The sequence below is a fragment of the Shewanella salipaludis genome (assembly GCF_012911865.1).
GTDB classification, from domain to species: Bacteria; Pseudomonadota; Gammaproteobacteria; order Enterobacterales; family Shewanellaceae; genus Shewanella; species Shewanella salipaludis.
Map to the genome: position 1 here is coordinate 177,196 of NZ_JAAXYH010000005.1, position 25,360 is coordinate 202,555.

A 25,360-nucleotide genomic window follows, 5' to 3' on the forward strand; every position below is an offset into this window, starting at 1 on the left:
CATGGATGGCCAGGCGAGGTTAATGCCGCTATGTGACTCTATGACCAAAGATTTATGACACTTGGCGCGTGCCTCTCCATCCCATGTTGCCTATGCAGATATGGTGCGAGACCCACTCCTGTGTTGCTGGCGGGAATCCGGACTCTCACCTATATTTCTAAGGTAAGTCTTGGGCTTAAGTCGCTTACGGAACACGGGCGGGTTAATAATTGTACAGCCGGAAGCTGTGTGCTAGTCTTTGCTTGTTAAATTGTTAATGGGATGTAAATAAATGCCTCATGGATCGAATCTAACAGAAGAAGAGCTCGCGTGTTTCAGCGAGTTATTTTCACCCTCGAGTCTGCTCAAGCGGAATTCGCAGGATCCCGTCACCGTCATCACAGAGATCCCCTCAGGGTTGGCCTCCATCATGGGAAGGTCGAGATTAACCCTGTGGGTCGAGCTGGGGCATTACAAGCTGTGGTTTACCGTCAGCGTGGGCAAGGATGAACTGGGACAATTCAGCGCCTCTCTGGGGATCCCAGAGATCCTGGACGTGCGCGGCTGTGAACGTTGCTGGCGTTTAACCGAAGTCGACAACATAGAGGTGTATGACAGGCAGCGGCGCCAGGAGGTGACTGTGTTGTCCTTATCCAGTTCGGGTATCGCCTTACAGATTGCCTCTGAGGCGGTTGCCCGGCGCTTGATGCATCGCCGCGAGATCCAGCTAAAGCTGCCGGGGGCAGAGCCCATGACCCTGGGGTTTGAACCCTTGAGGGTCGAAAAGGGCATAATGGCCGCGAGGATCAGTACCTTAGGCAAGGATAAGGACACCCTGAGACGATTTCTGTTTCAGCAGCATAGATCCAAGTATGCCTATCTGTATCGCAACCTGGGTTTTCCCGAATTCGAGGGCAGCTGATGCTGCCCTCGGGCCATCTAGTTAGCCCGACTCAGGCTCTCGCTAGCCGCAGGTGCTAGCCGCCAGGTCTCAGAGGCGGTTAATTTCCTCACCCAATTGGTAGTTCTTATCCGTCACTATGGTTTCCAGGGTGGACACCCTGGTTTTTAATTTGCCGATCTCGGCTTGCAGCGCCTGTATGGTTTCATCATCGGTAGCCGACTTTTTGTTGTTGTATTCCTTGAAGATTTTGTAAGCGAATACACAAATGATGGTGATTGCGGCCAGGGTGAAAGGGTTCATGTCACTCTCCTTCGTGATATGTCCGGCGACAGGATGGCTGCTATTTCGCCATCCTGTCGCCAGGGGCATTATTACATCATCTTGTCTTTTATCAACACGCAGCGCTGTTCCCGCTGGCGGGTTTCCAGCAGGGCCCTGCGGGTCAGTGCCGACAGCTCTGTTTGCTGCTCCAATGCCTGGCTCAATGCCGCTATGCCGGCATGGCTGCAGTCTGTTGGCAGCAGCAGGTTGGCGTAGCTGCGCATGAATACCGGCCCCTTCTTATCCAGGGTCATCAGCTTGTCCAGGCGCTGTTCGGCGGTGGCGGCACTGAGCAGTTTCTGCTCCGCCGGATAGAGGTGTGCCATGGCGGTGCGCAGCTTGGAGAAGGGGATGTCTGTGTTCGTCTGGATACGCTCCAGCCATTGACGCTTGATACCGGCTTCGGGTCGTACCACTTCGGCGGCAATGGCGGCCTTCTGCCCTGAATCAGACTGATCTGCCAGGGCTGCTTGTTTCAACATGGCGGCACTGTTGGGATAGTCATAACGATTGAGCTGAGTGATGATGGCCCAACGTGTATCTTGATCTATCTTCAGCCCCTTGATTTGGCTGTCGCCATGGAGCAGCTGGGCCAGATGTTGCAGGCTGTTGCCATCGCTCGCCAGGCTCAGGTAGGCATTGAACCAACGGCGCTGAAAATCACTGTCGTCGCTGGTCTCCATGGCTCTGCGCAGGCTCATCTGTGCCAAGGCCTTGATGACCTTGTCGGCATAATGCTGTCGAGCCGGCGCCATCAGATTGAGGTAGTCCTTGGCATCCAGGAGCGTCGCTATGATCTGGCCGACCAGGGTGTAGTCGGTTTCCTGGGGGGCGTTGACAATTACGGCACTCAGGTATTGATCCAGGCCCAGCTTGCCGTCTCTGACGCTGTCCCACAGGCTCTGCCATAACATAGATCGCAACAGGGGATCGGCAACCTTGCTCAGGTTCTGTCTGGCGGTGTCGAAGGATTGGGCATCCAGTTCGACTTTGACATAACCCCAGTCCTGATAGTTGGGGTACACCAGGGCTGGGCAAGCTTGGCCGACCAGCTCAGAGACTTGGGTGCGCTGTCCCTTGTAGGTCACGGCCACGCTGGTTTGTTTTTGCAGCTCACGGTGTCCCTGACCGAAGAGCGCGACCTGCACCTTCTGTTCCCTGAGGGTCGGCAACTCGGCACTGGCCGGGGTCTGCACCAGGCTGAAGCTGTCAATCCGGCCATTCTTGCAGCTGAATTCGGCTTTGAGCGTGTTGACCCCGGCGCTGTATAGCCAGTCCCGGGTCCATTGGCTCAGATCCCGTCCGGCGGCCTTGGCCAGGCTGTCGATAAAATCGCTCAGCTCGGCATTCTGATAACTGTATTGCTGCAGGTATTGCTGTACGCCACGACGGAACACGTCTTCACCGAGCAGGTGACGCAGTTGTTTCAGGGTCGATGCACCTTTCTGGTAAGTGATGGCGTCTATGTTGTCGAAGGCATTCTGGGTGGTGGCCACGGGCACTTCTATGGGATGGGTCGTCACCAGACTGTCCTGGGTGTAGGCGCTCTGTTTACCGCCGGCATAGAAGCTGCGCCAGGCATAGTCAAACTCGGTCGCCTGGCTGGTGGCCAGGGTGCCCATGAAGGAGGCGAAGCTCTCGTTTAACCACAGGCCATTCCACCATTTCATGGTGACCAGATCGCCAAACCACTGATGGGCCATCTCATGCATTATCACCCCGGCGAGCCGTTGTTTCTGCTGAGAGGTCATGGCCGCCTTATAGAGGAATCTGTCCTCGGTGAAGGTGATGGCGCCGGCGTTTTCCATTGCTCCATAGAGGAAGTCCGGCACCAGCAGTTGATCGTATTTCTTGAAGGGGTAAGGAATGCCGAAGTAATCATCGAAGAAGGCCAGCCCCTGCTTGGTATACCTGAACCAATCGCTCGGCGTGACCTGGCCGGCCACGGATTGGCGGGCGAACAAGCGCATGGGGTATTTGCCCGAGTTGTCCTGCCACACATGATAGGGTCCGGCATGCATGGAAAAGTTATAGGGACTCAGTTTGGGGGTGACGGGGAAAGTCCAGCGGTTGAGTTCGCCTTGGGGTTCGACCCGGGTCTCACGCATGGTGCTGATCACCTGCCAGTCCTTGGGGGCCGTCACGCTGAGTTTATAATTGGCCTTGAGATCCGGTTGATCGAATACCGCAAACATCTGCTGCGCCGCCGCCGGTTCGAAATGGGAATAGAGGTACACCTTGTTGTCTATGGGATCGACAAATCTATGCAGGCCTTCGCCGTTGGTGCTGTGAAGTCGGCTGAAGTCGACCTCCAGGATGTTGGCACCCGTATTGAGCAGATCGGCGTTGATGCTGATGTAGGCACCGTTATAGTTAGGGTAGAGAGGCTTACCGTTGACCAGCAGGTGTTTGATCTTGGCCTGGTTGAGATCCAGGGTCAAGGGACTGCTGTTGTCGCTGAGGTTGAAGCTGATCTTGGTGTTGGCACCGAACTCTATGCCGCCCGTGAGTTGAAAGTCCAGTTCATAGCTGACATCCGACACCCGTGCCGAGCGCTCGGCCGCCTGTTGTTGGCTGATGTAATGGCTGCCGTCTCTGGGGGGAATGTGGGCTGGCTGGGTGCTGCTGCAGGCGAACAGGCCGCCGCAGATGAGGGCGATGAGGCTGGCTTTTAACTGTGTCACTGAATGAGTCCTTTGATAGCAATAAAAGGTTTATTTCCCGCGCCCATCTTGTGGCAGGGCGCTCTGGCCGGGGGATTTTTGCGTCTTACACTACGCTATTTACCGGGCTTAACCAATGTTAAATATGTAAAAAAAACCAGCCCGGCGGGCTGGTTCGGCTGTGTCGATTGGACTTTGGCGCCCTATCGTCGTTTTATAAGCCCAGGAAGGACTTGGATTTCATCTTGCGGATTTCCTTTTCATCGGACCACTCGATCAGCCCGGTTTCCAAATCCATCAAACGCATGGTCATCTTGTAATACACGTCCTTGGTGCTGCCATCTTGCTTCACTATGCTGGACAGGTTGCCGTACAGCATATATTGGGCACCAATCTGGCGGCCAAATTTGATCGCAGTGGAAGGATCTACCATGCCGGCATTGTTCTGGTAATCCAGTTGCTTGCGCACTGTGTCTACCTTGGTCATATCGATGAAACGGAACCGGCCCGAGCGCAACAATTTATTGCTGATCGAGTCTGTGACTGACTCTGTGTCTATATGCTCCGAGGTCTTGTTCTTGACCCTGTCGACGAAGATGATGGGGCGGCTATTGGCTGTCATGGCCGCCACGGGGGGATAGACCAGCATGCTGTCGACCATCTTGGCGGCGATGGCCTGCAGATCGCTCGAGCCGAAGTTTTCGTTGACCGTTTCGACTTCGGTTGCGTCGCCATACTCCACCTTGGATTGACAGGCCCCCAGGCCCATGAGTGCCGCCAGGATAAAAATCAGTTTGAATTGTTTCATAGTCGGTTCCATTAAGTGATTGCTAGATGATTATTGTATAAAAACGTGTGACATTGCCAGTGTCTATCGCCCATACCAATGTGCTTCTGCCCGGTTGGACAGCTATCTGTGCCCTGGCATTGTCGAGGCTGAGGTCATAGTTCCCCGCATCCAGGAAGCGCCTGGCCAGCTGTGCCTGACGCGGCAATGTCAGCCAGCTGCGCCTGTCTGCCTGCTCCGTGACTATGTTGAACAGCTGCATCGCGATCCCTGCGATATCGCCGCCCGTGCCGTTGCCATGTTTATCGACCTGGCGATTCATCTCGGATTTGGCATATACCCGGGCGACCTGGCGCACCAAGGCAGCCGGCAGGCTTTCTTTCAATGCCGTGATGGCCAGGGCATCGATATTGGCTATCGGCGCCAACTTGAGCACGCTTCCCAGGCCCTGGACCCGTGCCGGCGCCACTGGCGTCCGGTTCGGCAGGTAGGTTGCCAGAGATACCGTCTGCCAATTGCCATGAAGGGTGAATGGCACTGTCAGGCTCTGTTTTTCCGGCACGAACCCCCGCTCCAACATCATGATGAGCTGCCCCTGCTGTGGTCCAGGGGGGGAGGCATCGCCCCAGCGCCGCTTAAACTCCTCGTACTGGGGCATCTGCAGCTGTTTGGCCAAACGCACCAAATCCTGTTGTAAATAAGGGTTGTCCGGGGTGATCTGCGCCGCCTTGCGGTAATCTATGAAGGCATCATTGGCTTCACCCAAGAGTTCATGCAACACCCCGGTAGTATAGTAACTGTAGGCGTTGAGGAAGGAGCTGGTCACAGTGCCGGCGGCTTGCCCCAGTCGGCTGACTTCGGCATCTATGGTGCCATTGGCCATGGCCTGCACCGAGGCTTGCGATGCCTGGTACCTGGCCTGTTCGCTGCTCTGCAGCTCGTTGCTGCGGCGCACTTCGACCAAGGCGCCCTGAGGATCACCGCTGAACAGATAGTTGAGCGCCTGGTATTGATGCAGCATGATGCGTTCATAACCCGGGCCACGATAGGGGATGGCATTGTCGTTGAGCAACAGACTGCTGCCGGTGGCACCTATGGCGCTCAGGCTGATTTTCGCCTTGTCGTCGAAGGCCTGATAGGCAGCGACGGCCTGCTGGTAATAGTCTTTGCTGGCGCCGAAATCGCCATTGATCTGCGCCACCCGACCCGCTTCCTGAGCATAGAGCAAGCCATCCTGGCCCGGGATCTTGTCGGCCAGGCGTGCCGCCACGGCCTGAGAGTCAGCGCCGTTGAGGCGCTGTTTCACCGAGGTCAGTTGCGCCGGATAGTTGATAAAAATGCTGTTGGCGGCGCAGCCACAGAGGCATAGCGCAAGGGAGAAAGAGGCGAGCAGCAGAGGAGCGCGTGTCATTCCTGCGTCCCATAGGTTGGGCCTGGCAGTTTCGGGTTCTGCTGCCCAGACAGCTGCTCCGGCATTTTGACCCGTTCGCGCAGGGTGATCCCCTGAAGATGATCATACTCGTGCTGGAAGATGCGGGCGATAAAGCCACTGAATTCGGCCGTCTGCCAGATGCCATCCAGATCTTGATATCTGACGCCGACGCTCCTATGCCTCCAGATGTTCAGTCGGCATCCGGGCAAGGACAAGCAGCCTTCCTCGCCAACGACCAGGTCGGGCGACCGGGTGATAATCTCAGGGTTGACCAGCACCAGTGGCGCCATAGTGGGCGCAGCAGGGTAACGCGGATTGGGGTGCGATGCCATGATAAACATGGCTTTAGAGCTATGAACCTGGGGCGCTGCAATGCCGCCCCCCTGAGCCGCCAGCATTGTGGCGAGCATCTTGCCGGCCAAGGCGGTTAACTCGGCGTCGAAGTTGGTGACCCGTGCGGCGGTTTGAGTCAAGATGGCTTCACCCGCCTGGGCCAGGCTTAAACTCTCATGACTCCTCTGATGACTGGGCATCGCATTCCTTTACTTAAGAGTGGGTCAATAGTGTGGCGGCGGTGTTTCTTCTGCGGCGCTGGCCATATTGCTCGGCTCCATCGCCTGCAGTTTACCTATTAATAGCTGAATTTGCTGCTGTTGAGTAGCCATTAAACGATTAAGTTTGATCACTTCCTGATTCAATTCTTCGACCGTGAGCTCCTGAAAAGCCAGTTTCATTTCCAGCTCATCTATCTGTTGTTGCGTTTGTTGCATCTATTACCTCTGATAGGGACCCTAGGGTCAAGTTTGACGCCATCCTGACTAATATGAGGAAGAGTCCTGGTGCCTGTATCGTGACTCGCCGCCGAGTATACAAGGTCGCGCCGCGTTTAGCGGTTTTTTGTGAGTGTAACCTGCCGACCTGAGGTTTTCTAGCACAGGATAGCCTGCGGTGTGGGGCGGATGCTAAAGGAAAAGGCGGGGAAGTCCCCGCCTTTTCAGTTGAGCCGCTCGGCCCTTGCCTATGACTTGAAGATTCTGCGTCTGATGAGCGCCAGGCCACCGAGCAGCAGGCCAAGCACGCCGGCCGCGCCGCCGTTCGACTCATTGTCAACCACCACGGCCCCGGCCTTGACCGTGATCAGCACCCGGGCGTCGGCGCTGGCGCCCAGTGGATCTTTGACGCGATAGTCGATGACCGCCTGGCCACTGAAGCCGCTGGCCGGGGTATAGGTCAGGCTGGAGTCGGGATTGATCGTGACTGTGCCCTGGTCCACGCCGGCCTGGGTGACGCTCAATGCCTGCCCCTCTGGGTCGCTGTCGTTGGCCAACACGTCGATGACGATGGGGCGACTGAACTGCAGGTTGAGCAGATCGTCGACCGCCACCGGGAACCGGTTTGCCAGCACATTGACAGTGACCAGGCCGCTGCCCGAGCCCCCCTGGTTATCGCTGACGCCATAGGTGATCAGCGCCTGGCCGAAGTGGTCCGCCAGCGGCCGGAAGTACAGCCTGTCGCTCCTCACTTCAACCAGCCCCAGGTCGGCGCTGGCACTGGTCAGCACCAGGGTGTCGCCGTCGGCATCGCTGTCGTTGGCGAGCACGTCGATCAAGGTGTCGGTATTCCAGCTCATGCTCAGGCTGTCGGCGACGACAACCGGGGCATGGTTGCTGCTCATGGGCACGGCCGTTGCACTCGGGTCGACTATGGTGCCATTGGCCAGGCCGTCATCGTCGTTGGGGCCGCCATCGCTGATGGTCAGCTCAATACACCAGTGGCCCGGGGTTAACCCCGGCTGCCAGGCGCCGTCACCCGGCGGCGGGCAGTAGCCCTTGTCACCGGCGGCCGAGCGGATGCCATTGTCGGCATCCATGACGAAGCCGACCCATTGGCCGCCACTGAACTTACGGTACACGGCGTTTTCCGGCACGGGCTGACGCTGTGGCAACACCAGCGACAGGCTCTGCCCCTGTTGCGGCAGGCCGTAGGCGATGAAGTCATAGATGCTGCCGCGGGTGTTGGCCTGGGTATCCGCGGGTATTTCGCCTGTTATCAGCTCGGCGCCGCCTGTGCTGTTGTTGGCGACACTGGAGCCCTTGCGCAGGCAGGCTCCCGGCTCGCCCTCGACCAGGAAGCTGCTCGCTTCAGCGGCAACGGCCGGGACTATGTTGCACTCTGTGATGGCATCGAGATAATCCGCTATGCCATCGCCGTCATCGTCGGCGAAGCCTTCGCTGCTGTCGGGGATAAGGTCGCCGTCCGAGTCGTTGTCGCCCAATTCCGGCAGGCTGTTGCGCACCTCCAGATAGAGTAATGCCTGGCTTTCGAGTGCCGGAGTGCCATTGTCTGTCACTGTCAGTTGCAGCTTGTAGCTGCCTTCGGCCAGGTCCTGCACCTCGAATTGCACCTGGGTATCGCTGAGCCGTTGCAGTGTGATGGCATCGGTCAGTGCCAACCACTGATAGCTGTGGCTGTCCAGGCTGTTGGCATCGCTCACTGTGGCGGTCACTGTCACAGGCTCGGCATTGTTGACCACGAAGACCCCGTTGACCCCGGCCTGGCTGGCTTTCAATGACACCTCGGGAGCGAGGTTCTGCTCCGAAATGGTCAGGGTATGGCTCGACTTGGCTGCCAGGTTGAGCGCCTTGTCCAGGGTAATCACCAGGGTCTCATCGCCTTCATCCTTGCCGTCCTCCAGTATGTTGACGTCTATGCTGGCCTCCGTTCCCTGGGCTATCACCAGCTCACCATCCACCAGTGAGTGGTCGTCCGGGCCGGCGGTGCCGCCAACGCTATAGGGCACTGTGACAGGGTAGTCAGGTGACGGGCCGTTGAGGTAGACACGCACCGAGCGGGTCTGACCTTCGGTGGCCACGCTGTCCTTGGCGATGGCAATCAGCGGCAGGACCTCGATGAGCTGCTCGGCGGTCTTGCTGCGCCCGGCGCTGTCGGTGGCCTGCCAGAAAATCTTGTGGCGTCCCGGGGCGAAATAGCTCGGACCATTGAGGGTCGTGACGGCCACGGGCTGGCCATTGACATCTGTGGCGGTGGCCGTGCCCGGGTCCACCTTGGTGAACAGGCCGGTGGCATTGACTCTGACATCGGCCGGCACTGTCAACAGGGGCAGTTGGTCGTTGTCCGTGCCCGTCAGTGTCAGGGTCACACTGGCTTCATCGGCTGCACCCTTGACATCCGTGATGCGGTACTTGAGGGTGACGGCGCTGTGCAGGCTTGCCGGCGCGCTATAGAGCAGCTGCTGCCCGGCAATGGTCACGCTGCCTATCTCTGCCTTGGCGCTGCTGATGCTCAGGGTGTCCCCAGTGTCGACATCGCTGTCGTTGGCCAGCACTGCCAGGCTATAGCGGTTGTCGTTGGTAACGGGCAGGCTGAAGCCGTCGTCGTTGGCCACGGGCGCATCATTCACCGGGGTGACCGTGATGGCGATGGTCAGGGGCTCAGACAGGAATTCACCATCGTCGCCAACGAGCGTCAGGCTGTCGCTGCCGTTGTAGTTGGCCGCCGGCACATAGGTCAGCAAGCCCCCGTTGAGTTCGGCGCTGCCATGGGCGGGTGGCGTCGTGATGCTCAGGGCTACCTGGGCCGGCGTTTCATCCGTCACTGTGATGACGGCGCTGGCGCTGTCGTCCTCGGCCAGGGAGAGGGCCGCTGCGGTCAGTATCGGCGCCGTGTTGTTGTTCTCAACCAGAGCCGTGCTGCCCGAGATGACGCTCTCCGCCGTGCCATGGCCATCTGTGTAGCTTGCGCTGACGCTGATGGCAGTGCCGATATCGGCAGTGACCAGGACATAGCTGGCTGCGGTGGCCCCGCCGATGTTGCTGCCGTTGCGCTGCCACTGATAGCCGATGGCACCCAGACCGTCGGCGTCGGCCAGGGTATTGGCGGCGGTCAGGGTTTGGGCCCTGATGGGCGACCCTGAGATGGTGACGCTGCCTGTGGGGGCGTCGTTGATGTTACTGACCGCAGAGGTCGCCGCCGAAGTCACACTCTCGGCCGTGCCCTGGCCGTCCGTGTAGCTGGCGACGACACTGATAACAGTGCCGACATCGCTGTCGCCCAATGCATAGCTGCTGCCTGTGGCGCCGCTGACATTGGTGCCGTTACGTTGCCATTGGTAGCTGATGGCGCCCAGGCCGTCATTGTCCGCCAGGGTGTTGGCGGCGGTCAGGGTCTGGTCTTCAATGGCGCTGCCTGAGATAGTGACGCTGCCTGTGGGCGCGTCGTTGACTCTGGTCACGCTCAGGGTTGAGGTGGACACTGGGCCCAGGTTGTCATCCGTATCGGTCGCGGCGAAGCTGATGATTCTGGATGTGCTATCCGGTTCATCTGCGCTGTTGTCGTAGCGGATGGAGGCGATCAACAGCTGCATGGTCGCGGCACTGGTTGAGGTATCATCTATGACAATATCCAGCACGCCGTTGGCACTGTTGTAAGCCCCTATAGTGACGGCCTCACCGTTGACACTCTGCGCGCCTGTGCCATAGCTGGAACTCAGGCTTTCCGAGGCAGCATCCGGTCTATTGCTCAGGGTGACCTGCAGTGCTTTATAGCTCGCGCCGTCGTCGTTGATGCCGTTGTCTGTGTCTGCCGCCGCCACCGCGCCGGCCTGTTCGGTAAAGACGCCGCTGTAGCTGCCATTGCCGGCACCACTGCTGTCGTCGCCGTCGAGGTCTATGATGGGGGCCCGCACCAGGGCCACAGTGACATCCTGGTTGGCCGAGTTGGCGCCGTCGCCATCGTTGATAAGGATGCGCACGCTGCGACTCAGGGTGTTGATTGTGGCAGTGTCGCTGTTGGCGTACTTCAAGGCGGACAAGAGATCCCGTACCCGTGCCAGAGTGGCTTCCGAATTGAGGGTGATAACCAAGTCTGTGCCCGAATTGCCGCCGCTGAAGCTGCCTATGATGGTGCCACCGCTATCCGAATGCATGACATCGCTGCCCGAGGTGCTGATAGCGCCATTGCCTATCTTCAGCAAGTCCTCGGCCGTCTGGGCGTTGGCTATTATGCTGACTGTGATGCTGCCGCCATCTAAACGTTGGGAGCTTAAATCGTCCAGGGTGGCGTCGCTGCCATTGTCGAGCAGCACATCCGCGCCGCCTATGCTGTAGCTGACGGCATCGCCATCGAGTTGGGTCAGAGCCGGCGCCGTGTTGCTGACTGTCACTGTTGCCAACGCGTCCGAGGTATCGCCGGCGGTGATATTGGTATTCCAGTCGTCTGCGGCGGCCAGGTTATAGGGGGTCGCATCGTCGGACTGAGTGCCCGTGTTATTGAGCAGGGCGTTGACTGCGGCCTTGTCGGTAGCGCTCAGTGCCAGGGTAAATTGGCTGAAAGAGTCGCGCTCGACATCGCTTGTGTCTGTGAGTGTATAGCTGCCGCCCGCTTCCCCGGTTAGGGTCAGCATGGAAGCGTCTATGTCGGCACCGCCGCCATTGGCTTGCAGGTTACTGCCTGTGACCACAAGTACGCCTGTGGCCGGGTTATAGCTTGCCGAGGTGATTTGGGGATTGATTGTGACATTCACGCCATTGCCGGCATCGGCGATGGTCGCCGCGGCATCGGCCGCGGTCAGCCAGTCTTCGGCGGCGGCAATGTTATAGGTGGAGCCGCCACTGGAGCTGCTGCCCAGTTGATCCAACAGGGCATCGACATTGGTTTTATCGGCACCGCTCAGGGTAAAGCTGAAGCTGGTGTCTGAGCTTATCTCCACGTCATTGGTGGTGGTTAAGGTATAAGTGGCGTTGGCCACACCACCCGTGAAGGTGAAGGTGGACAGATCTATGTCGTTGTTGGCGCCGGGTTTCTTGAACAGGCAGCTGCCTGTGACTGTCACGACGCCGGTATCTGCATCATAGCTGCTGCCTGTGATGCTCGGGGTACAGACATTGCTTGTGGTGATGCCATTGCCCGTCAGATCGGCAATGTCGACCGCCAGGGGCGAGCCCGCCACCCAGTTATCCATTGCCGCCAGGTTGTAGGTCACTATGTTGGGAGCGGGGCCGCTGGAGGCAGTACCATTCTTGTTCAGCAGACCATGGACATTGAGCTTGTCGGTGGCGCTGAGCGTCACTGTCGCCGAGGTGGCGCTGACAAGCTCGACGTCGCTGGAATCTGTCAGGCTATAGCTGCCGCTTTGGCCTGTGAAGTTCAGCAGCGAGGCGTCTATGTCGTTGCCTGCACCCGCCAGACTCACCAACTCTGTGCCTGTGATGACCAACTGGCCAGTACTCCAATCGTAGGTGGCCGAGGTGATGGTCGGCATTGTGTAATTGCTGACAGTGATGCCGTTGCCTGTGGTATCGGCAATGTTAACAGCCACATCGGCGCCTGTGTTCCAGTCATCAAACGCCGCCAGGTTATAGTTGGTGCCGCTTGCCGCGCTGGTGCCGTTCTGGTTCAGCAGAGCCTCGACATGATAGATGTCTGCGCCGGACAGGGTGACGGTAAAGCCTGTGCCCGAGAGAATGTCCACATCGCTTGAGCTTGCCAGGGTATAAGTCGCGCCGCCTTCTCCCGTGAGGGTCAGCATGGACACATCGATATCGTTGCCTGCACCGCTGCGTTTGAGCAGGCCAGTGCCTGTGACCGTCAATAGGTTGCTGGCGTAATCATAGCTGGCGCCTGTGACTGTGGGCGCGGCGACGTTGCTGGCTGTGATGCCGTTGCCCGTGAGATCGGCCACATTCACGGCGCTGTCTGCGCCTGCCGCCCAATCCTCGGCGGCGGCCAGGTTATAAGCCGTGCCGCCGGTGGCGTTGCCGCCATTCTTGTTGATTATTTGGTTGACCGCCGCCATGTCTATGGCGCTCAGGGTCAGACTGAAAGCGGTTGCCGAGTTGATGTCGACGTTGGCAGTATCTGTGAGGGTATAGGTCTCGCCGCCTTCCCCCGTGAGGGTGAACTTGTTGGCTATGATGTCGTTAGTGGCACCACTTGCTTGGCTGAAGTTGCTGCCGGAGACAGTCAATACGCCGGTGGCGGCGTTGTAGCCGGCACTGGTAATAGTTGGGGTCGCCACGTTGGCGACTGTGACGCCATTACCGGTTAAGTCGGCCACTGTCACTGCAGAGTCGGCACCTGAGGTCCAATCTTCGGCGGCGGCCAGGTTATAGGGAGTGCCACCGGTCGAGTCTGAGCCGTTTTTGTTGACCAGCTGATTGATGGTGGCCTTGTCGGTGGCGCTCAGCATCAGGGTGAATGCCGTGCCTGAGGTAATCTCGACGTTGGCCGTGTCTATCAGTGTGTAGGTCGAGCCGCCTTCCCCTGTGAAGCTGAACTTGTTGGCCACTATGTCGTTGCCCGCCCCAACCAGAACGGAGAAGCCAGTGCCTGTGACCACCAGGGCGCCCGTGTTGGCATCATAGGTCGCCGAGTCGATGGTGGGTACTGCGACGTTGCTGACTGTGATGTCATTGTTCGTGAGGTCGGCTATGTTGCTGCTGGCCGCGGCGCCCGGCTGCCAGTTGTCGGCGGCCGCCAGGTTGTAATTGGTGGCGCCGGTCGAGCTGCTGCCGTCTTTGTTGAGAATGAGGTTAATGGCGGCCTTGTCTGTGGCACTCAGGGTGAGGAAGAATGTCGTGACCGAACCTATTTCGACATCGGTCGTGTCTGTCAGGGTATAAGTGCTGCCGCCTTCGCCCGTCAGGGTCAGTAGGGAAGCGTCGATATCATTGCCGGCACCGGTTGCATGCACCAGGTTGGTGCCAGTGACGGTCAGCACGCCGGTCGATGCGTCATAACCTGCCGAAGTGACGGTTGGCGCGGCGACGTTGCTGACGGTAATGCCATTGGTGGCGTCCGAGGTGTCGCCTGCCGTGACCGCCGTCATATAGTCATCGGCGGCCGCCAGATTGTAGTTGGTACCGCCGTCGGACTGAGTGCCGTCTTTATTGAACAGACCGTTGACATACAATTTGTCTGTGGCGCTCAGGGTGATGGTGAACTGAGTGGCGCTGTCTATCTCGACATCTAAGGTATCCGTGAGGGTATAGGTCGCGCCCGCTTCGCCCGTCAACGTCAGTGTTGATGCGTCGATGTCGGCACCGCCGCCATTGGCGATAAAATGTGTGCCGGTCACTACCAGCACGCCGCTGCCGGCGTCATAGGTGGCATCTGTTATCCCCATGACCTCGGCAGTCAACTGACTGCTGTTGGCCGTGCTGAGTCCGCCGGAACTGGCTTGCAGGTTGAAGCTCTCATCGCTGCTGCCCGATGCGGTATAGCTGAGTGCAAGGCCTGTATAAGCTGCGACACCGGAAGAAGGTGTCAGGGTGACTGTTGCCCCGTTACCGTCGGTATCTCCTGTGCCCGTCATGGTGGCACTGCCGGCGCCGTTCACTTCAGCCAATGCAATCCCTGTGCTGTAACCTGTATCGACCAAGTTAGTGGCATCAACCGCTTCCACCACAGGTACTGTGTTGAAGCTGGTTGGGATGCCGCTGGTGACTGTCAGCGGGGAGGGCTGTGTAGTGAACAACAGCTTGGTGGCCACCACGTCCGAGGTGACCGCATTGGCATCCACTGTCGGCAGATCCGAGCCGACACCATCCTGATCATTGGCGGTCAGGGTGAAGGATTGCTGATCCGCCGTTGCGCTGTATACCAGGTTTGTGAAAGTCGCGCTGCCGGAAACGGCCGCGAGGGCATTGGTGCCGGTAAGAGTCCCTGCACTGGCCTCGGTCAGGGTAATAGTCTCGGTAAAGTCAAGGTCGGTATTGCCGAATGCGTCTTGGGCCGTCACCACCGGCTGGGTGGTCAGGGCACTGCCGGATACAGAGCCTGCCGGCTGGGTGGTAAATGCCAGGGCGGTAGCTGTCACACCAATAGTCGAGCCAGTACTGTTGGTTATCGGCGATGTGGTACTCATCTGAGTGCCGCCTGCACCCAGGGTCAGATCTGTATCGCCATCCACACTTAAGATAAAGGTGTGGTCTTCGGTCAGGTTGATATTGTCATTGTAATAGGCGTTGATCGTATAGGTTTCACTGCCGCCGTCTGCCACCGAGATGCTTAAACCGGAAAAGGTAATGGTATCTGCGCCCGCGTCATAAACGCCGGCCACATTGGATGAGTCATTGCCGTTCAGCCTCCAGGTCACCTGGCCGCGTTCGCTATCGGTTGAAGTGCCGCTGACATTCACGACGACTTGACTGACGGTCATAGGCAATGTGTCCCCGCCGCTCCCGTCGGTCAGGGTAAAGTCGAATAGATTAACGGCTTCGCCCACTGTATCCACAGTGGTATTCAGGGCCACGGGTTCGGAAACGCCGCCGCCTGCCGTCAAGCTGCCGTCTGCATCCACGGCTGCTGTGGTCAGAACCACCTTGTTTGCGGTGCCCAGGTTGGGGACATTATCTTCCGACATTACCCAGATATCGTATGATGTGCCCGGGCTTAACCCGGTTATGGTATCGCTAAAATCGACCCCTGCCGAGGTGACATTATAATTGCCGCTAAAAGGCGCAGGAGCGCCAAAACGATCGGTTCCGTTTCTTATGTGGCTGGCAAAAGGTGCGGTTGCCCCACTTGCCAGTACCACCCAATAGGTGACGCCGGTTTCACTGAGCCTGGTGGTCAATGTGGTTTGGGTCTGGGTCGTGCCGGATATGCTGGGTGTACCGTTTTGATAAGTGGGCCAAACATTATCCACCACGGTAATGGTCAGCGCCTTGGCGTAATTGGCCGTACCGTCGTTGGTATTGATGCGCACCGAATAAGTGCCCGCGGCCAACGCCGAGGCGTCATTGGCCCTAAGTGTGCTGCCGCTGATGTTAAAACTGGCGTTGTCTGTATCGCCAGTGCCGGCGACCAGTGAATAAGTATGACTATCGCCACTGTCTGCGTCTGTGGTGCTTAGGGTGCCTACTGTCGCATTGGCGCCGCCGCTCTGGTTAACGCTGGTGCTGGTGAGTGAGATATTGGTCGGGGCGCTGTTTGCGACGCCGTATAAGCACTCTCTCAAGGCAACGACACACTGGCCGTTGGCAATACCCAGATTCTCACTTTGTACCAGAAAAGCGCCACTATCGTGACAGCTAACAGTGGATATAGGAGGTCCTGCCACAACAACATTGAGCTTAGTCTGCTGTGCACCAACCGCACATTGCAGATTAAAGATAGTATAACTGTAGGCGTAGAATTTCGTTTTGTTGGCGTTCAAGCCGGAGACGCCTGCAGTGAAGGTTTTCCTGCCCTGGGGATCGTCCAGATGCTGGCCGGACAGGGCGGCAGCGTGTTTGGTATCGCCCTGGTGCAGCAAGCCTTGCCGGCGCAGGAACGCCATGGCGTCGGCTGGGCCGCTCGGCAGGGCTTGGCGCTGGCTTTCCATGCCCCCGAATGCCGCAAAGGGGCTGGTTTTGGATGTTGCTGCCTGCTCGGGTGTTGCCATGGTGCCAGTGACCACGGCATGTTGTCGTCCGCTGCGGCTGCGGGAGACACTGGCCGAACGTACCGAGGCCATGGCCGGCTGGGCCAGCAGCAGAGCCGGCAGGAGCATTTGCAGGCCGGTTGCGCCTTTGGACTTCTTGTTGGTCTGACTCATTATCTATCCCTCGATTCCGTCAGTGCCGGAAAGCAAAAATGGTTACGCATGCGTGGGTGTTGGGGTTCTATCAATTCGGGAAAACTGCAATCGGTTAATACGGCTATGTCGTAAATTTGATCTACATTGCCGGTAAAGCTGATGTGGGCGACCTGGCTCGAGTCTTCCAGGTTGATGATCCAGATGCCGGAAAAGGTCTCTGGGTACATTTCCTTCAGGGGGGAGGGCTTGTTGACTGCGCCATCGCGCACCTTGGACAGACCGACAAACAGCAGCGGGCCATAGAAGTCCATGCCGCGGGTGAAACCCGGCAGTTTGGCAATAGTCTCATGCCTGCCTGATGCCGGATCGTAACTGCAGAGCTCGCCATAACCGGAATTACAGAAATAGACCTTGCCCTGATGCCAGCGCGGCGAATGGGGCATGGCCAGGCCCTCGAGCAGGATGCGATTGCCGGCGACCTCCATCAGGGTGCCGTTGAACTCGTCGCTGTGGCGCCACTTGGCGGGTTCATTGTATTGGGAGAAGGTAGTGACATAGGCTGGCTTGCCGTCTTTCAGAGCCATGCCGTTGAGGTGACAGCGATCCTCTGGTCCCAGCTCGCTGATGAAGTGGGGCTTCCAACGCGGGATGAAGCTGGCATCGGGCGACAGGGTGCAGAGGCAGGAAAAACTCGAATTGACCGCCCACAGCCCCTCGTCTCCCCAGTCGATATCATGAATATTGATCATGCCGGTAAAGTGGGCACTGCGACTGATGAAGCAGGCATCGGCTCTCTCATCGAGCGGCGCGAATAATGCCTTCTGGTACGCTTGCCATTGTTTGCGGCGCTCGAGTTGTTCCTGGGTGAGCTCCACATCCGGCTCGGATGCCTCGGCCTTGAGCCCGGCATCGGCGTCATTGCCGGAGACCGGCTGCTCTGGCTCTTTTGGCTTGATGCGCGGCGCGGTAATATCTTCTTCTATGGTTGGCAGTGGCTGTTTTACTTGCGACAGTAACAGGTCTTCGCGCTGGAATTTGATTACCTGGGTGAAGGTGCCTAGGGTGAGCGAATCCTGGGTCACAGTGAGTCCCATGGGCCGCGGGAAGCTCTTATAGTTAATATCCAGGGTTTCGCCATCGCTTCTGACCAACATGAGACGAGCAGCCTGGTAAGAGGTAAAGGCGAGAGAAATATTCAGCTGCTTCAGAATAGCCGGCAGGTTGTCGGAATATTCGGCGCTGTAGTCCATTTCATCATAAATGCCAGCGTTTTCGGTTTGGATAGCTTGCGACATATTTCCCTTATTCCATGGGTTTTTATTGGGCAGGTTCAGCGGTTGATTAATATTCCATCAGCTGAATCTTATACGACTATCTGGGTGCGGGCAATTTAACCTCAGATAATTTATGGATTATTGCTGTCAATTCGATATCGGGTTCTTTGGCTATCATGGCCGCTATCTGACCGCTGGCTATGGCGGCCGCCAGCGAGGTGCCGGAGAACATCTGATACTCATTTTTGGGGACTGTCGTCAGTATTGGGGTGCCCAGGGCGTAGCCATCCAGGCTGGAACCTCTGTTGCTGAAGCCGGCGAGTTTGCCTGCGGGGGTGACTGCGCCTATCACTATGGCGGACAAGATACCCGCCTCTGTGTCGTTGACTGCGACTTCTCTGCCTTGGTTGCCGGCGGCAAATACCACAGCCGTTCCCTTGTGGTGACGTCCCGTTGCCGCCAAGTCGTCAACCACATTTTTTATCGGTTCCAACAACCAGCCCGTGTGCCAGCTGCAGTTGATGACATCCGCCTGGGTCAGCTTAGCCAGCTGAAAGGCCAGCAGGGTCGAGGATGTCCAGGTATCGGGTTGGCGGATGGCGATGAAATTGGCCTCTGGCACCAGCCCTGTGAGTCGCTCGCTCTTGGCAAAGAGAATGCCGGCCACCATAGTCCCATGGGTATCCGATGCCCGGGCAGGTTCCACGCTCGTCGTTTGGGTCACGGTATCATAACTGAACACCAGCCGGGTGCCGGCCAGTGCAGGGTGGGACAGGGAAAAACCGTCATCTATGACGGCAACATTGACGCCTTTTCCCGTGATCCTCTTGCCCTGGTTAAACAACCTGTAAGCGGCCAAGACGTCGCTTGTAGCGCCAACATTGTCCACTCCTGTTTGGGTCGATTTATGCTGTAATTGCAATATATCCGGTTGTATCAATAAGATGCCCGGCAAGGTGTCGAGTTTGGCCTTTATGCTTTCCATGGCAGCCAGGCCGCTGAGGCTTAGCAGCACATAATCGTAATCGTCGGCATTGTAGAGTTGCTGTAACTTGACTATGCGCTCATCCAGATCTTGCAACTGGCTTAGTGTCAGTGACTTGGATTTCTTGACTATGAGACGCGCCGCAATTCTCAATGAGTGGCCCAGATACTCCACCTGACTCTGTTCATCCGAGGTCGATAGCCTGACTCTGTCTCCCAGGTTCAGGAAGCTGAGGGCGGCGGCCCGGGGAGGGAAACTCACTATACTCAGACTCAGACTCAGACAAAGGCAAAGGCAAAGACAAAGACCAAGGCATGGCCAGCCCTTGAGGGGAGGCTTGAGTATTTTGAGGCGGTGAGAGAAGTTAATCATGTTTGGTGTCTGGGTTAATTGTGAGTCATACATAACATCTTGATAGAAAAATTATCCTGATTGACCAAGGCCAACCATAAAGCACAGTGCGACGCCTGAATAGTACCTGCGTCGCCCTGTGCTGCCCTATTAATTTCTCCTTGGGAACATACCGTCCAGACAGAGACAAAAAGGGATGGCCAAAAAGGGTTGGCGATTCTCGTGGGGCAGACTCGCGCCGCTGCTGGCGATGGTGCCTGGGTTGAGGGCACTTAGGCTTTGCCCGCTTTGATAGTTTTGCCTGTAGACAGGTGCCCCGGGTTTTTGTGAGCCAAGATAGGTGGTCGCAGAGGCTACGTTGGTTGAGGCCGAGCCAGGTCCTTTGGCGCCCTTGATGTCATGGTCGTGGGATGCCATTTCACTCTCATCCAGCTCAACCGTCGCCTGCCCGCCACGTTCCCCCAGAACATGGGGGGGTAAGCCGGGTCCATTGCCCGCATGCAAGGGCGCGCGTCCCTGTAAGTTGGGCGTTGCCAGGGTAGTGCGCCCGTCGCCGCCATAGGTGGTGCCCATTATTGCGAACAGCGCCTGGTTTTCGCTGATAGACAAGAGTTGGCCGTCGCAATGGGTCCAGTTTCTTGGGCTATAAGCATAAGGATAAATCCGGATCTCTCCTATGAATGCCTGTGACATGATGATCTCCGTTAATTTCTTGGTGGATATATGCCCTTGAGGGCAATGATGAAGTTAATCGCGCCATAAGGCATCATGTTGCTGTGAGCCTGACTCTGGCCGCTGTTTTCCAGGGCAGCCGAAGGCAAATTCCCCGAATCCGTTACGCCGGCGACACTCACATAGTGATTTTCCATGCCTATGCTGTTGTTCGCCGGCGAGGTGAGGTTGGCATCGCTGTTGCTGACGTTGAAGTCATGGTTATGCGGGGGGAGCTGAGCCTGGGTCAGGGTGACAGAACCCATGCCCTGGCGCTGTCCCTGGGTCCAGTCAAGGGGATTCCCCTGGGCCTGGCCGCGATGAACCGGGATGCGGCCACGCATCTCAGGCAGGGCGAAACTGGTGCGGCCATCACCGCCATAGGCTGTGCCGAGCAGGGAAAACAGGGCTTCATTGTCTACAACCGTCATCAGGGTGCCGTTGCAGAAGGCATAGTTGAGAGGAGCATAAATGCCGGCGAACATCCTGATATCGCCTTGATAGGGTTGTGCCATAATCGAGTCTCCTAATTGCGTGGCGGAAAAATGCCTTTCATGGCGATGGTGAATAGCAGGCCTAGACTCGGCTGCACATTGTAATGGCTTTGTCCTTGGCCGCTGCTAGATACCGTATCCGGGGCCAAAGCTACGCTCGCTGAGTCCGATGTGTAATAGGCTATACTACTGGTCGAAGCGCTTACGGCCAGCATGTTGTTTGTCTGGGTGGGAGAATAGATTAATGAGGTATCTCCCTCCTGCGCCGTGGCGTTGAACACATGCCTGTGCGCCGGCATTTGTGATGCGGTCAGAGTGACATAGTCCTGGCCGCCAAAATTGCCCCGCTCATAATCCAGGGTGGTTTCGTACTGATAAGTGCCTGTATGTATGGGGGTACGCCCCTTCAAATTAGGGAGTCCATAACTGGTTCTGGCATCACCACCATAGCTATTCCCCAAGAGTGCAAATAGCGCCTGATTTTCGGATATGGGCAATAGCTGCCCGTCACAGGTGGCCCAATTCAGCGGAGCGAAATTATAGGCCACCGGGCGAATTTCTCCCAAGAAAGGTTCTGACATAAGAGTTCCTCTTTATATTTATCTGGCAAGGCTGAACAGCAAAACGCGTCTGCTTTTCAGTCATTCTTCCTGCGTGAAATACAAACCTGGTACGAGTCTATGGCATGGGGTGACATAAACAGCATCATCTCACCGAAACCCGGGTGTTTCAGGAGATAGTTGCCCTGGGGGCAATGCTGGTTTTTATCGCCTTTAAATTCGACCGAGAAGGCATCGAATTCATCTCCGTGGGGGGCTCCCCTGCTCACCTGGGTGATAGTGAGATCGGTAAGCTTAGTTTCTGAATCTGGGGCAAATACGGCAACTTGCTGATCCAATAAGGGGGTTAAAACGTCAAAGTTGAATTTTTCCACTGCATCTTCCTTGTACTCTGTCGGTCCAATGTATACCACCCGAGGAGGTGGTTATATCTACAGCAACTCAAGCAGTATAGCCTTAAATTTCAGACCGGTATCCCAAAGGTTAAAATTGTTTGTTTAATGTTGTTATTCTTTTTGGGAAACCGCGACACCCTAAGCCGTGAGGGACGCTGGTTTCGTCTGTAGGGCTGGCCGGGTGCGCATCATCATAGAGATTAGCCGGCCGACATGGCCCTTTGGATCGGGGGATACCAGGCCATAAAATAATAGGGTTCCTGAAATGAATCGACCCTGAAGCCCAGGGATAAATAGAGTCTTTGAGCGGCAAGATTGTCTTTCAATACTGTGAGGGATAAGGGGGCGCAAGCTTGCGTCGCCGCCATCTGGAATGACTGAATAATGGCTTTGCCGAACCCATGTCGACGGGCCTGGGGTAAGAAGGCGATGTCGAGCAAGCGTATTTCATTATGGCCAAAATCCAGGGTTGCCTTGCCTATGGCTTCATGGTGTTTTTCTATGATGAAGTACATGGCATTGGGAAATTGATCGCCATAACCTTGGTTCTGGGCCTTAAATTGCATCTCTATGACGGATTCGATCAGTTCTTTCTCACCCTGTATCAGCTGTAGGTCTTCTCGGGTGGCATGGTGCAGTTGCTCGAGAAACGGTCTGTCACTGGGTCTTGAGGGACGAATATGCAAGCCATCGGGTAGGTTCAACTTACGCATTGCTGGTTCCTTGTTAAACACATAATGGTATTAAGATTATGTAATCTCTGTGATTTATTGTAGCTTTCTTACTATAGACCAAAACTTTGCCACATCAGGATAAACATGACAGCAACTTTCGTACTTTCCCCCGGACGCTGCGGTACCCAATGGTTGGCCAGGCACCTGCAAGCGTCCAATCCCGAAGGCGCAGTGACCCATGAGCCGCTGCATCTGGCTTACGCTCCCATGACGAATAGCCCGTCCAAGCCTCTGGCACACCATAGGGAGCTGTTACTGGCCCATCTGGCGCAGATCGAGGGACAGTTGCAACAGGGGGGGCATTATATGGAGTGTGGCTTCCCCTGCTGGCGTCACCTGGATTGGTTCAGGCAAGAATTGGGTGGCGACGTGAAACTGATTTATATCCATCGAAACCCCATAGACAATGCCCGCTCCCTGTTGAAACTGAATGTCTTCGTTCCCCCCATTCTGCCCCATCTACAGGAGAAGCAATTTTTCCATCCCGAGGCACCCGAGGCGCAGTTGCCTCATTATGCCGGGCGCTGGCCAGACTTAACCCCATTTGAAAAATGCCTTTATTATTGGGCCGAGGTGAACCTGCAGGCGGCAAGATACAGGCAAGACTGGCCGGAACAGCATTGGCTGACAGTGCCCTATGACAGCCTCTTTACCCCTGCCACTGTGGCGCGGATTGCCGATTTTTCCGGATTGGCATTTGGCCTGGAACGGGATACTTTTCAGCCGGTCGATCGCTTCAACGGCGAACCCCAGGGGCAAGTTGTCCCCCATGCCATAGGGCAACATCCTGAGATACTGGCGCTGGCACGGCAATTGGGATACGCCTGTTAGCCGCAGGCTCTGCCAAGTGCGGCCGACTCTCATCGCCTGTTGCTCCTGGCCTGTTGCTCATAGCCTGCTATTCAAAGTCAGTTGCTCCTGGTTTTTTACTTAAGATCCCGGATTTGTCTTTTATCTTTAACGCCGTGACAGCGGCCGCATGTTGAGGTACTGCACTATCCGCGGGCTCTTTGCCCTGTTGGGGCTGCTGCCATGGGGCAGGGCCTGATGCCAGATGATGAGGCTGCCGGCCTTGGCGGCGATGGGCTGCACATTCCACCCTTGCCAATCCTGGTCCTGGGGATCTGCGCCTTGGGGTAAGCTCGCCAGCCAGGCGTCGATTTTCTTGTGAAAGCCGGGGACACAGCTGAATGCCCCCTGATGCGCCTCTGTGTCCGTGAGATAGATGAGGGCCTGGGTGCCAAATTCCACCGGCTGATGAAAGTTCAGATCCCAATGCATTCCCGGCCCGGGGAACTGCCAGTCGGGGCGCTCAGGCGGGTTAAAGCCGACCCTGTCGGTGCTCATCCACAGGGCATTGGTTTGCCACAGGGCCTCAAAAATGGCCCTGATCTTGGGGACGTGGCGGATCTCGTTCAAGACAGGATGATTGAAGAGTTGCACCATGATTTTCTGCAGCTTGTGATTCGGTTTGTACCAGGTCTCTGGGCGGCTTGCGTCCATGCCGAGTTCGTCATAGACAAGTTGACTTGCCCGGCGGCAGAGCGTCTGGTCGAGCACATCCGGGATCACCAGGAAACCTTGCTCCTGCCAGTGTTGCCAGTCAGACGCCGACAGAATGCCTGGGTCGTGGACGGCGGTGGCGACTGATACGGTCGCGGCATAGAAGGCACTGACTTTGGCGTTGAGGGCGCTGACTGACTCAGGGGCAAGGGCGCCGTCATTCTGTGCCAACACCCAGTGTTCAAACTCCGTGAAGGACGGACATTGATACAGGGCCTGCAGCGCGGGCTCGAGCCCCAGCCTCAGTTCGTCGTACAGCATGAGATCCAGCGACCATTCCGCTTCCCTGATACTCTTGTCCAGCCGGCCGGCTTTGCTCAACTGTATCTTGGAAAATATGCGCTTGAGCTGATACAGCCCCAGCTCTCCCTCGTCCTCGTAGCCGGCCGGCATGGGAGCGTCGGTCGATAGCTTGGCGGCGTGGCTCGATGGCGCGGTTTTCCTGGTCACTGTCACATCGGTCATGGTAAGCCCTCTCCTTGGTTTCGGGTTAGCAGCTTGTTTTTATTTTCAAAATTCAGGATAGGCGCTTTTGTGTTCCCGGCAAGTTCTGCTAAATATTTAGCTTCATGCATTCTATTTGAGGCGACAGGGATGACGATATTTGAGTTTGCAACAGGCCGGAAGAGTGAATTTGAAGACAAGGGGTATTTGCTCCTTGAGGGGGCTGTGACGCCGGCGTTACTCGCACAATGGCAAGCCATCGCCGCCACATTGGAGCAAGATGCGCTGAGGCGCTTTCACGCCGGGGAGCCACTCGCTCATGCCTGTGTCGTCGAAGATCCGGTCGGCCCCAGGCTGATGCGTTACGACGATGTCTTTACCCAGGCCTGGGAGGCCTCGCTGGACTTGCTCGCCTGCCCCGCCATGTTGGCTATCGCCCATAGGCTATGCGGTGAGCAAGCCGTGCCCATGCAGATGGATATTCTCTACAAGTATCAGCATCCCCATCCTGTGATTAACTGGCATCAGGGCGCGCAGCATACACGCCGTTACCCTTACCTCAATATAGGCGTCTATCTCGATGATGCCCCGGCCGGCGATGGTTGTCTGCGTTATGTGCCAGGCACCCAGCACAGGCTGCACGATATCCAGGAATTGTCGGCCGAGCATGGCTGGGCTATCCCTGGGGTGGTAGAGCAACCCGCCAGGGCGGGAGACATACTGGTGCAGGACATGATGATACTCCATGGCTCCCAGCCGAAACGCAGCCCAGGTTGCCGCCGTACCCTCTATATCGAGATGCGTCCCCTGGAGGGCATTCTCGACAGCGGTGGCCAGAGCCGGGAGTGGGCCGAGCTTAGAAAACAATGGATGGCGCTGGTGCTGGAGCGGGCCGACTCGGCCCGTGTCCCCGAGTCCTGGCTCGAACGCTATCCCGTCGGTCAGGTGGACAGTGCCGAACTCAAGGCCCGTCTCGAAGCACTCTGGCAACCGCCGCTGCCGGCCGTGTGGGCGACCTTCCCGGTCGAGCATCCTGACTATCCTGTGCCTGCGGATCTGCGGGCATAGCTATGCTGTGAGCATAGTTATTCTGTGAGCATAGTTATTGTGCGGACAGAGAGATGAGCCAAGACACAGCCATGAGCCAAAATACAGCCATGAGCCAAAATACAGCCATGAGTCAAAGTACAGCCATGGGCCCAAATACAGCCATGAGCCCAAAT

At 57.1% G+C, this 25,360-nt stretch carries 18 protein-coding genes; 3 read left to right on the top strand and 15 right to left on the bottom strand.

What is annotated here, in order from left to right; translation table 11 throughout:
* Positions 1–271: 271 nt before the first annotated feature.
* Positions 272–901 carry a hypothetical protein gene (locus HC757_RS09505; protein WP_169564108.1) on the top strand — a complete coding sequence of 210 codons (630 nt, stop codon included), beginning with the start codon at positions 272–274 and terminating at the stop codon, positions 899–901.
* Positions 902–970: 69 nt separating this feature from the next.
* Here HC757_RS09505 and HC757_RS09510 read toward each other — a convergent pair whose 3' ends face one another.
* From HC757_RS09510 to HC757_RS09575, 14 genes are all read right to left on the bottom strand, one after another.
* On the bottom strand, positions 971–1,183 hold the full coding sequence (locus HC757_RS09510; protein ID WP_169564109.1) for a hypothetical protein: 213 nt from the start codon (positions 1,181–1,183) through the stop codon (positions 971–973).
* 71 nt (positions 1,184–1,254) lie between these two features.
* Positions 1,255–3,888 carry an aminopeptidase N gene (gene pepN / locus HC757_RS09515; RefSeq protein WP_169564110.1) on the bottom strand — a complete coding sequence of 878 codons (2,634 nt, stop codon included), beginning with the start codon at positions 3,886–3,888 and terminating at the stop codon, positions 1,255–1,257.
* Between the two features lie 193 nt (positions 3,889–4,081).
* Positions 4,082–4,675: a penicillin-binding protein activator LpoB gene (gene lpoB, locus HC757_RS09520; RefSeq protein ID WP_169564111.1), complete on the bottom strand. Its 594-nt coding sequence runs from the start codon at positions 4,673–4,675 to the stop codon at positions 4,082–4,084.
* A gap of 22 nt (positions 4,676–4,697) precedes the next feature.
* The gene (locus tag HC757_RS09525; protein ID WP_169564112.1) at positions 4,698–6,065 is read right to left on the bottom strand and encodes a COG3014 family protein; all 1,368 of its coding nucleotides are present in this window, start codon (positions 6,063–6,065) and stop codon (positions 4,698–4,700) included.
* Positions 6,062–6,619 carry a peptide deformylase gene (def, locus tag HC757_RS09530; protein ID WP_169564113.1) on the bottom strand — a complete coding sequence of 186 codons (558 nt, stop codon included), beginning with the start codon at positions 6,617–6,619 and terminating at the stop codon, positions 6,062–6,064. Before def ends, HC757_RS09525 begins: the two co-directional genes overlap by 4 nt.
* A 24-nt stretch (positions 6,620–6,643) precedes the next feature.
* Complete coding sequence (locus HC757_RS09535) at positions 6,644–6,856, bottom strand: SlyX family protein (RefSeq protein ID WP_169564114.1); 213 nt, start codon at positions 6,854–6,856, stop codon at positions 6,644–6,646.
* A gap of 248 nt (positions 6,857–7,104) precedes the next feature.
* Complete coding sequence (locus HC757_RS09540; protein WP_169564115.1) at positions 7,105–16,644, bottom strand: Ig-like domain-containing protein; 9,540 nt, start codon at positions 16,642–16,644, stop codon at positions 7,105–7,107.
* Positions 16,644–17,921, bottom strand: a complete 1,278-nt coding sequence (locus HC757_RS09545; RefSeq protein ID WP_169564116.1) for a TIGR03032 family protein — start codon at positions 17,919–17,921, stop codon at positions 16,644–16,646. Before HC757_RS09545 ends, HC757_RS09540 begins: the two co-directional genes overlap by 1 nt.
* A gap of 76 nt (positions 17,922–17,997) precedes the next feature.
* Complete coding sequence (locus HC757_RS09550) at positions 17,998–19,146, bottom strand: S8 family serine peptidase (RefSeq protein ID WP_169564117.1); 1,149 nt, start codon at positions 19,144–19,146, stop codon at positions 17,998–18,000.
* Between the two features lie 240 nt (positions 19,147–19,386).
* Positions 19,387–19,929 carry a phage tail protein gene (locus HC757_RS09555; protein ID WP_169564118.1) on the bottom strand — a complete coding sequence of 181 codons (543 nt, stop codon included), beginning with the start codon at positions 19,927–19,929 and terminating at the stop codon, positions 19,387–19,389.
* Positions 19,930–19,940: 11 nt separating this feature from the next.
* Positions 19,941–20,462, bottom strand: a complete 522-nt coding sequence (locus tag HC757_RS09560; RefSeq protein ID WP_169564119.1) for a phage tail protein — start codon at positions 20,460–20,462, stop codon at positions 19,941–19,943.
* Between the two features lie 11 nt (positions 20,463–20,473).
* The gene (locus HC757_RS09565; RefSeq protein ID WP_169564120.1) at positions 20,474–21,022 is read right to left on the bottom strand and encodes a phage tail protein; all 549 of its coding nucleotides are present in this window, start codon (positions 21,020–21,022) and stop codon (positions 20,474–20,476) included.
* Between the two features lie 56 nt (positions 21,023–21,078).
* Positions 21,079–21,375, bottom strand: a complete 297-nt coding sequence (locus tag HC757_RS09570) for a DUF6916 family protein (protein ID WP_169564121.1) — start codon at positions 21,373–21,375, stop codon at positions 21,079–21,081.
* 221 nt (positions 21,376–21,596) lie between these two features.
* Positions 21,597–22,109 carry a GNAT family N-acetyltransferase gene (locus HC757_RS09575; RefSeq protein WP_169564122.1) on the bottom strand — a complete coding sequence of 171 codons (513 nt, stop codon included), beginning with the start codon at positions 22,107–22,109 and terminating at the stop codon, positions 21,597–21,599.
* Positions 22,110–22,214: 105 nt separating this feature from the next.
* On the opposite strand from HC757_RS09575, the gene HC757_RS09580 reads away from it, so the two are divergent.
* Positions 22,215–22,961, top strand: coding sequence for a hypothetical protein (locus HC757_RS09580; RefSeq protein ID WP_169564123.1), 747 nt, complete (start codon positions 22,215–22,217; stop codon positions 22,959–22,961).
* 126 nt (positions 22,962–23,087) lie between these two features.
* On the opposite strand, the gene HC757_RS09585 is transcribed toward HC757_RS09580, so the two are convergent.
* Positions 23,088–24,158 carry a phytanoyl-CoA dioxygenase family protein gene (locus HC757_RS09585; protein ID WP_169564124.1) on the bottom strand — a complete coding sequence of 357 codons (1,071 nt, stop codon included), beginning with the start codon at positions 24,156–24,158 and terminating at the stop codon, positions 23,088–23,090.
* 129 nt (positions 24,159–24,287) lie between these two features.
* Between HC757_RS09585 and HC757_RS09590 the strand changes: the two genes are divergently transcribed.
* Complete coding sequence (locus tag HC757_RS09590) at positions 24,288–25,205, top strand: phytanoyl-CoA dioxygenase family protein (protein WP_169564125.1); 918 nt, start codon at positions 24,288–24,290, stop codon at positions 25,203–25,205.
* Positions 25,206–25,360: the final 155 nt, after the last annotated feature.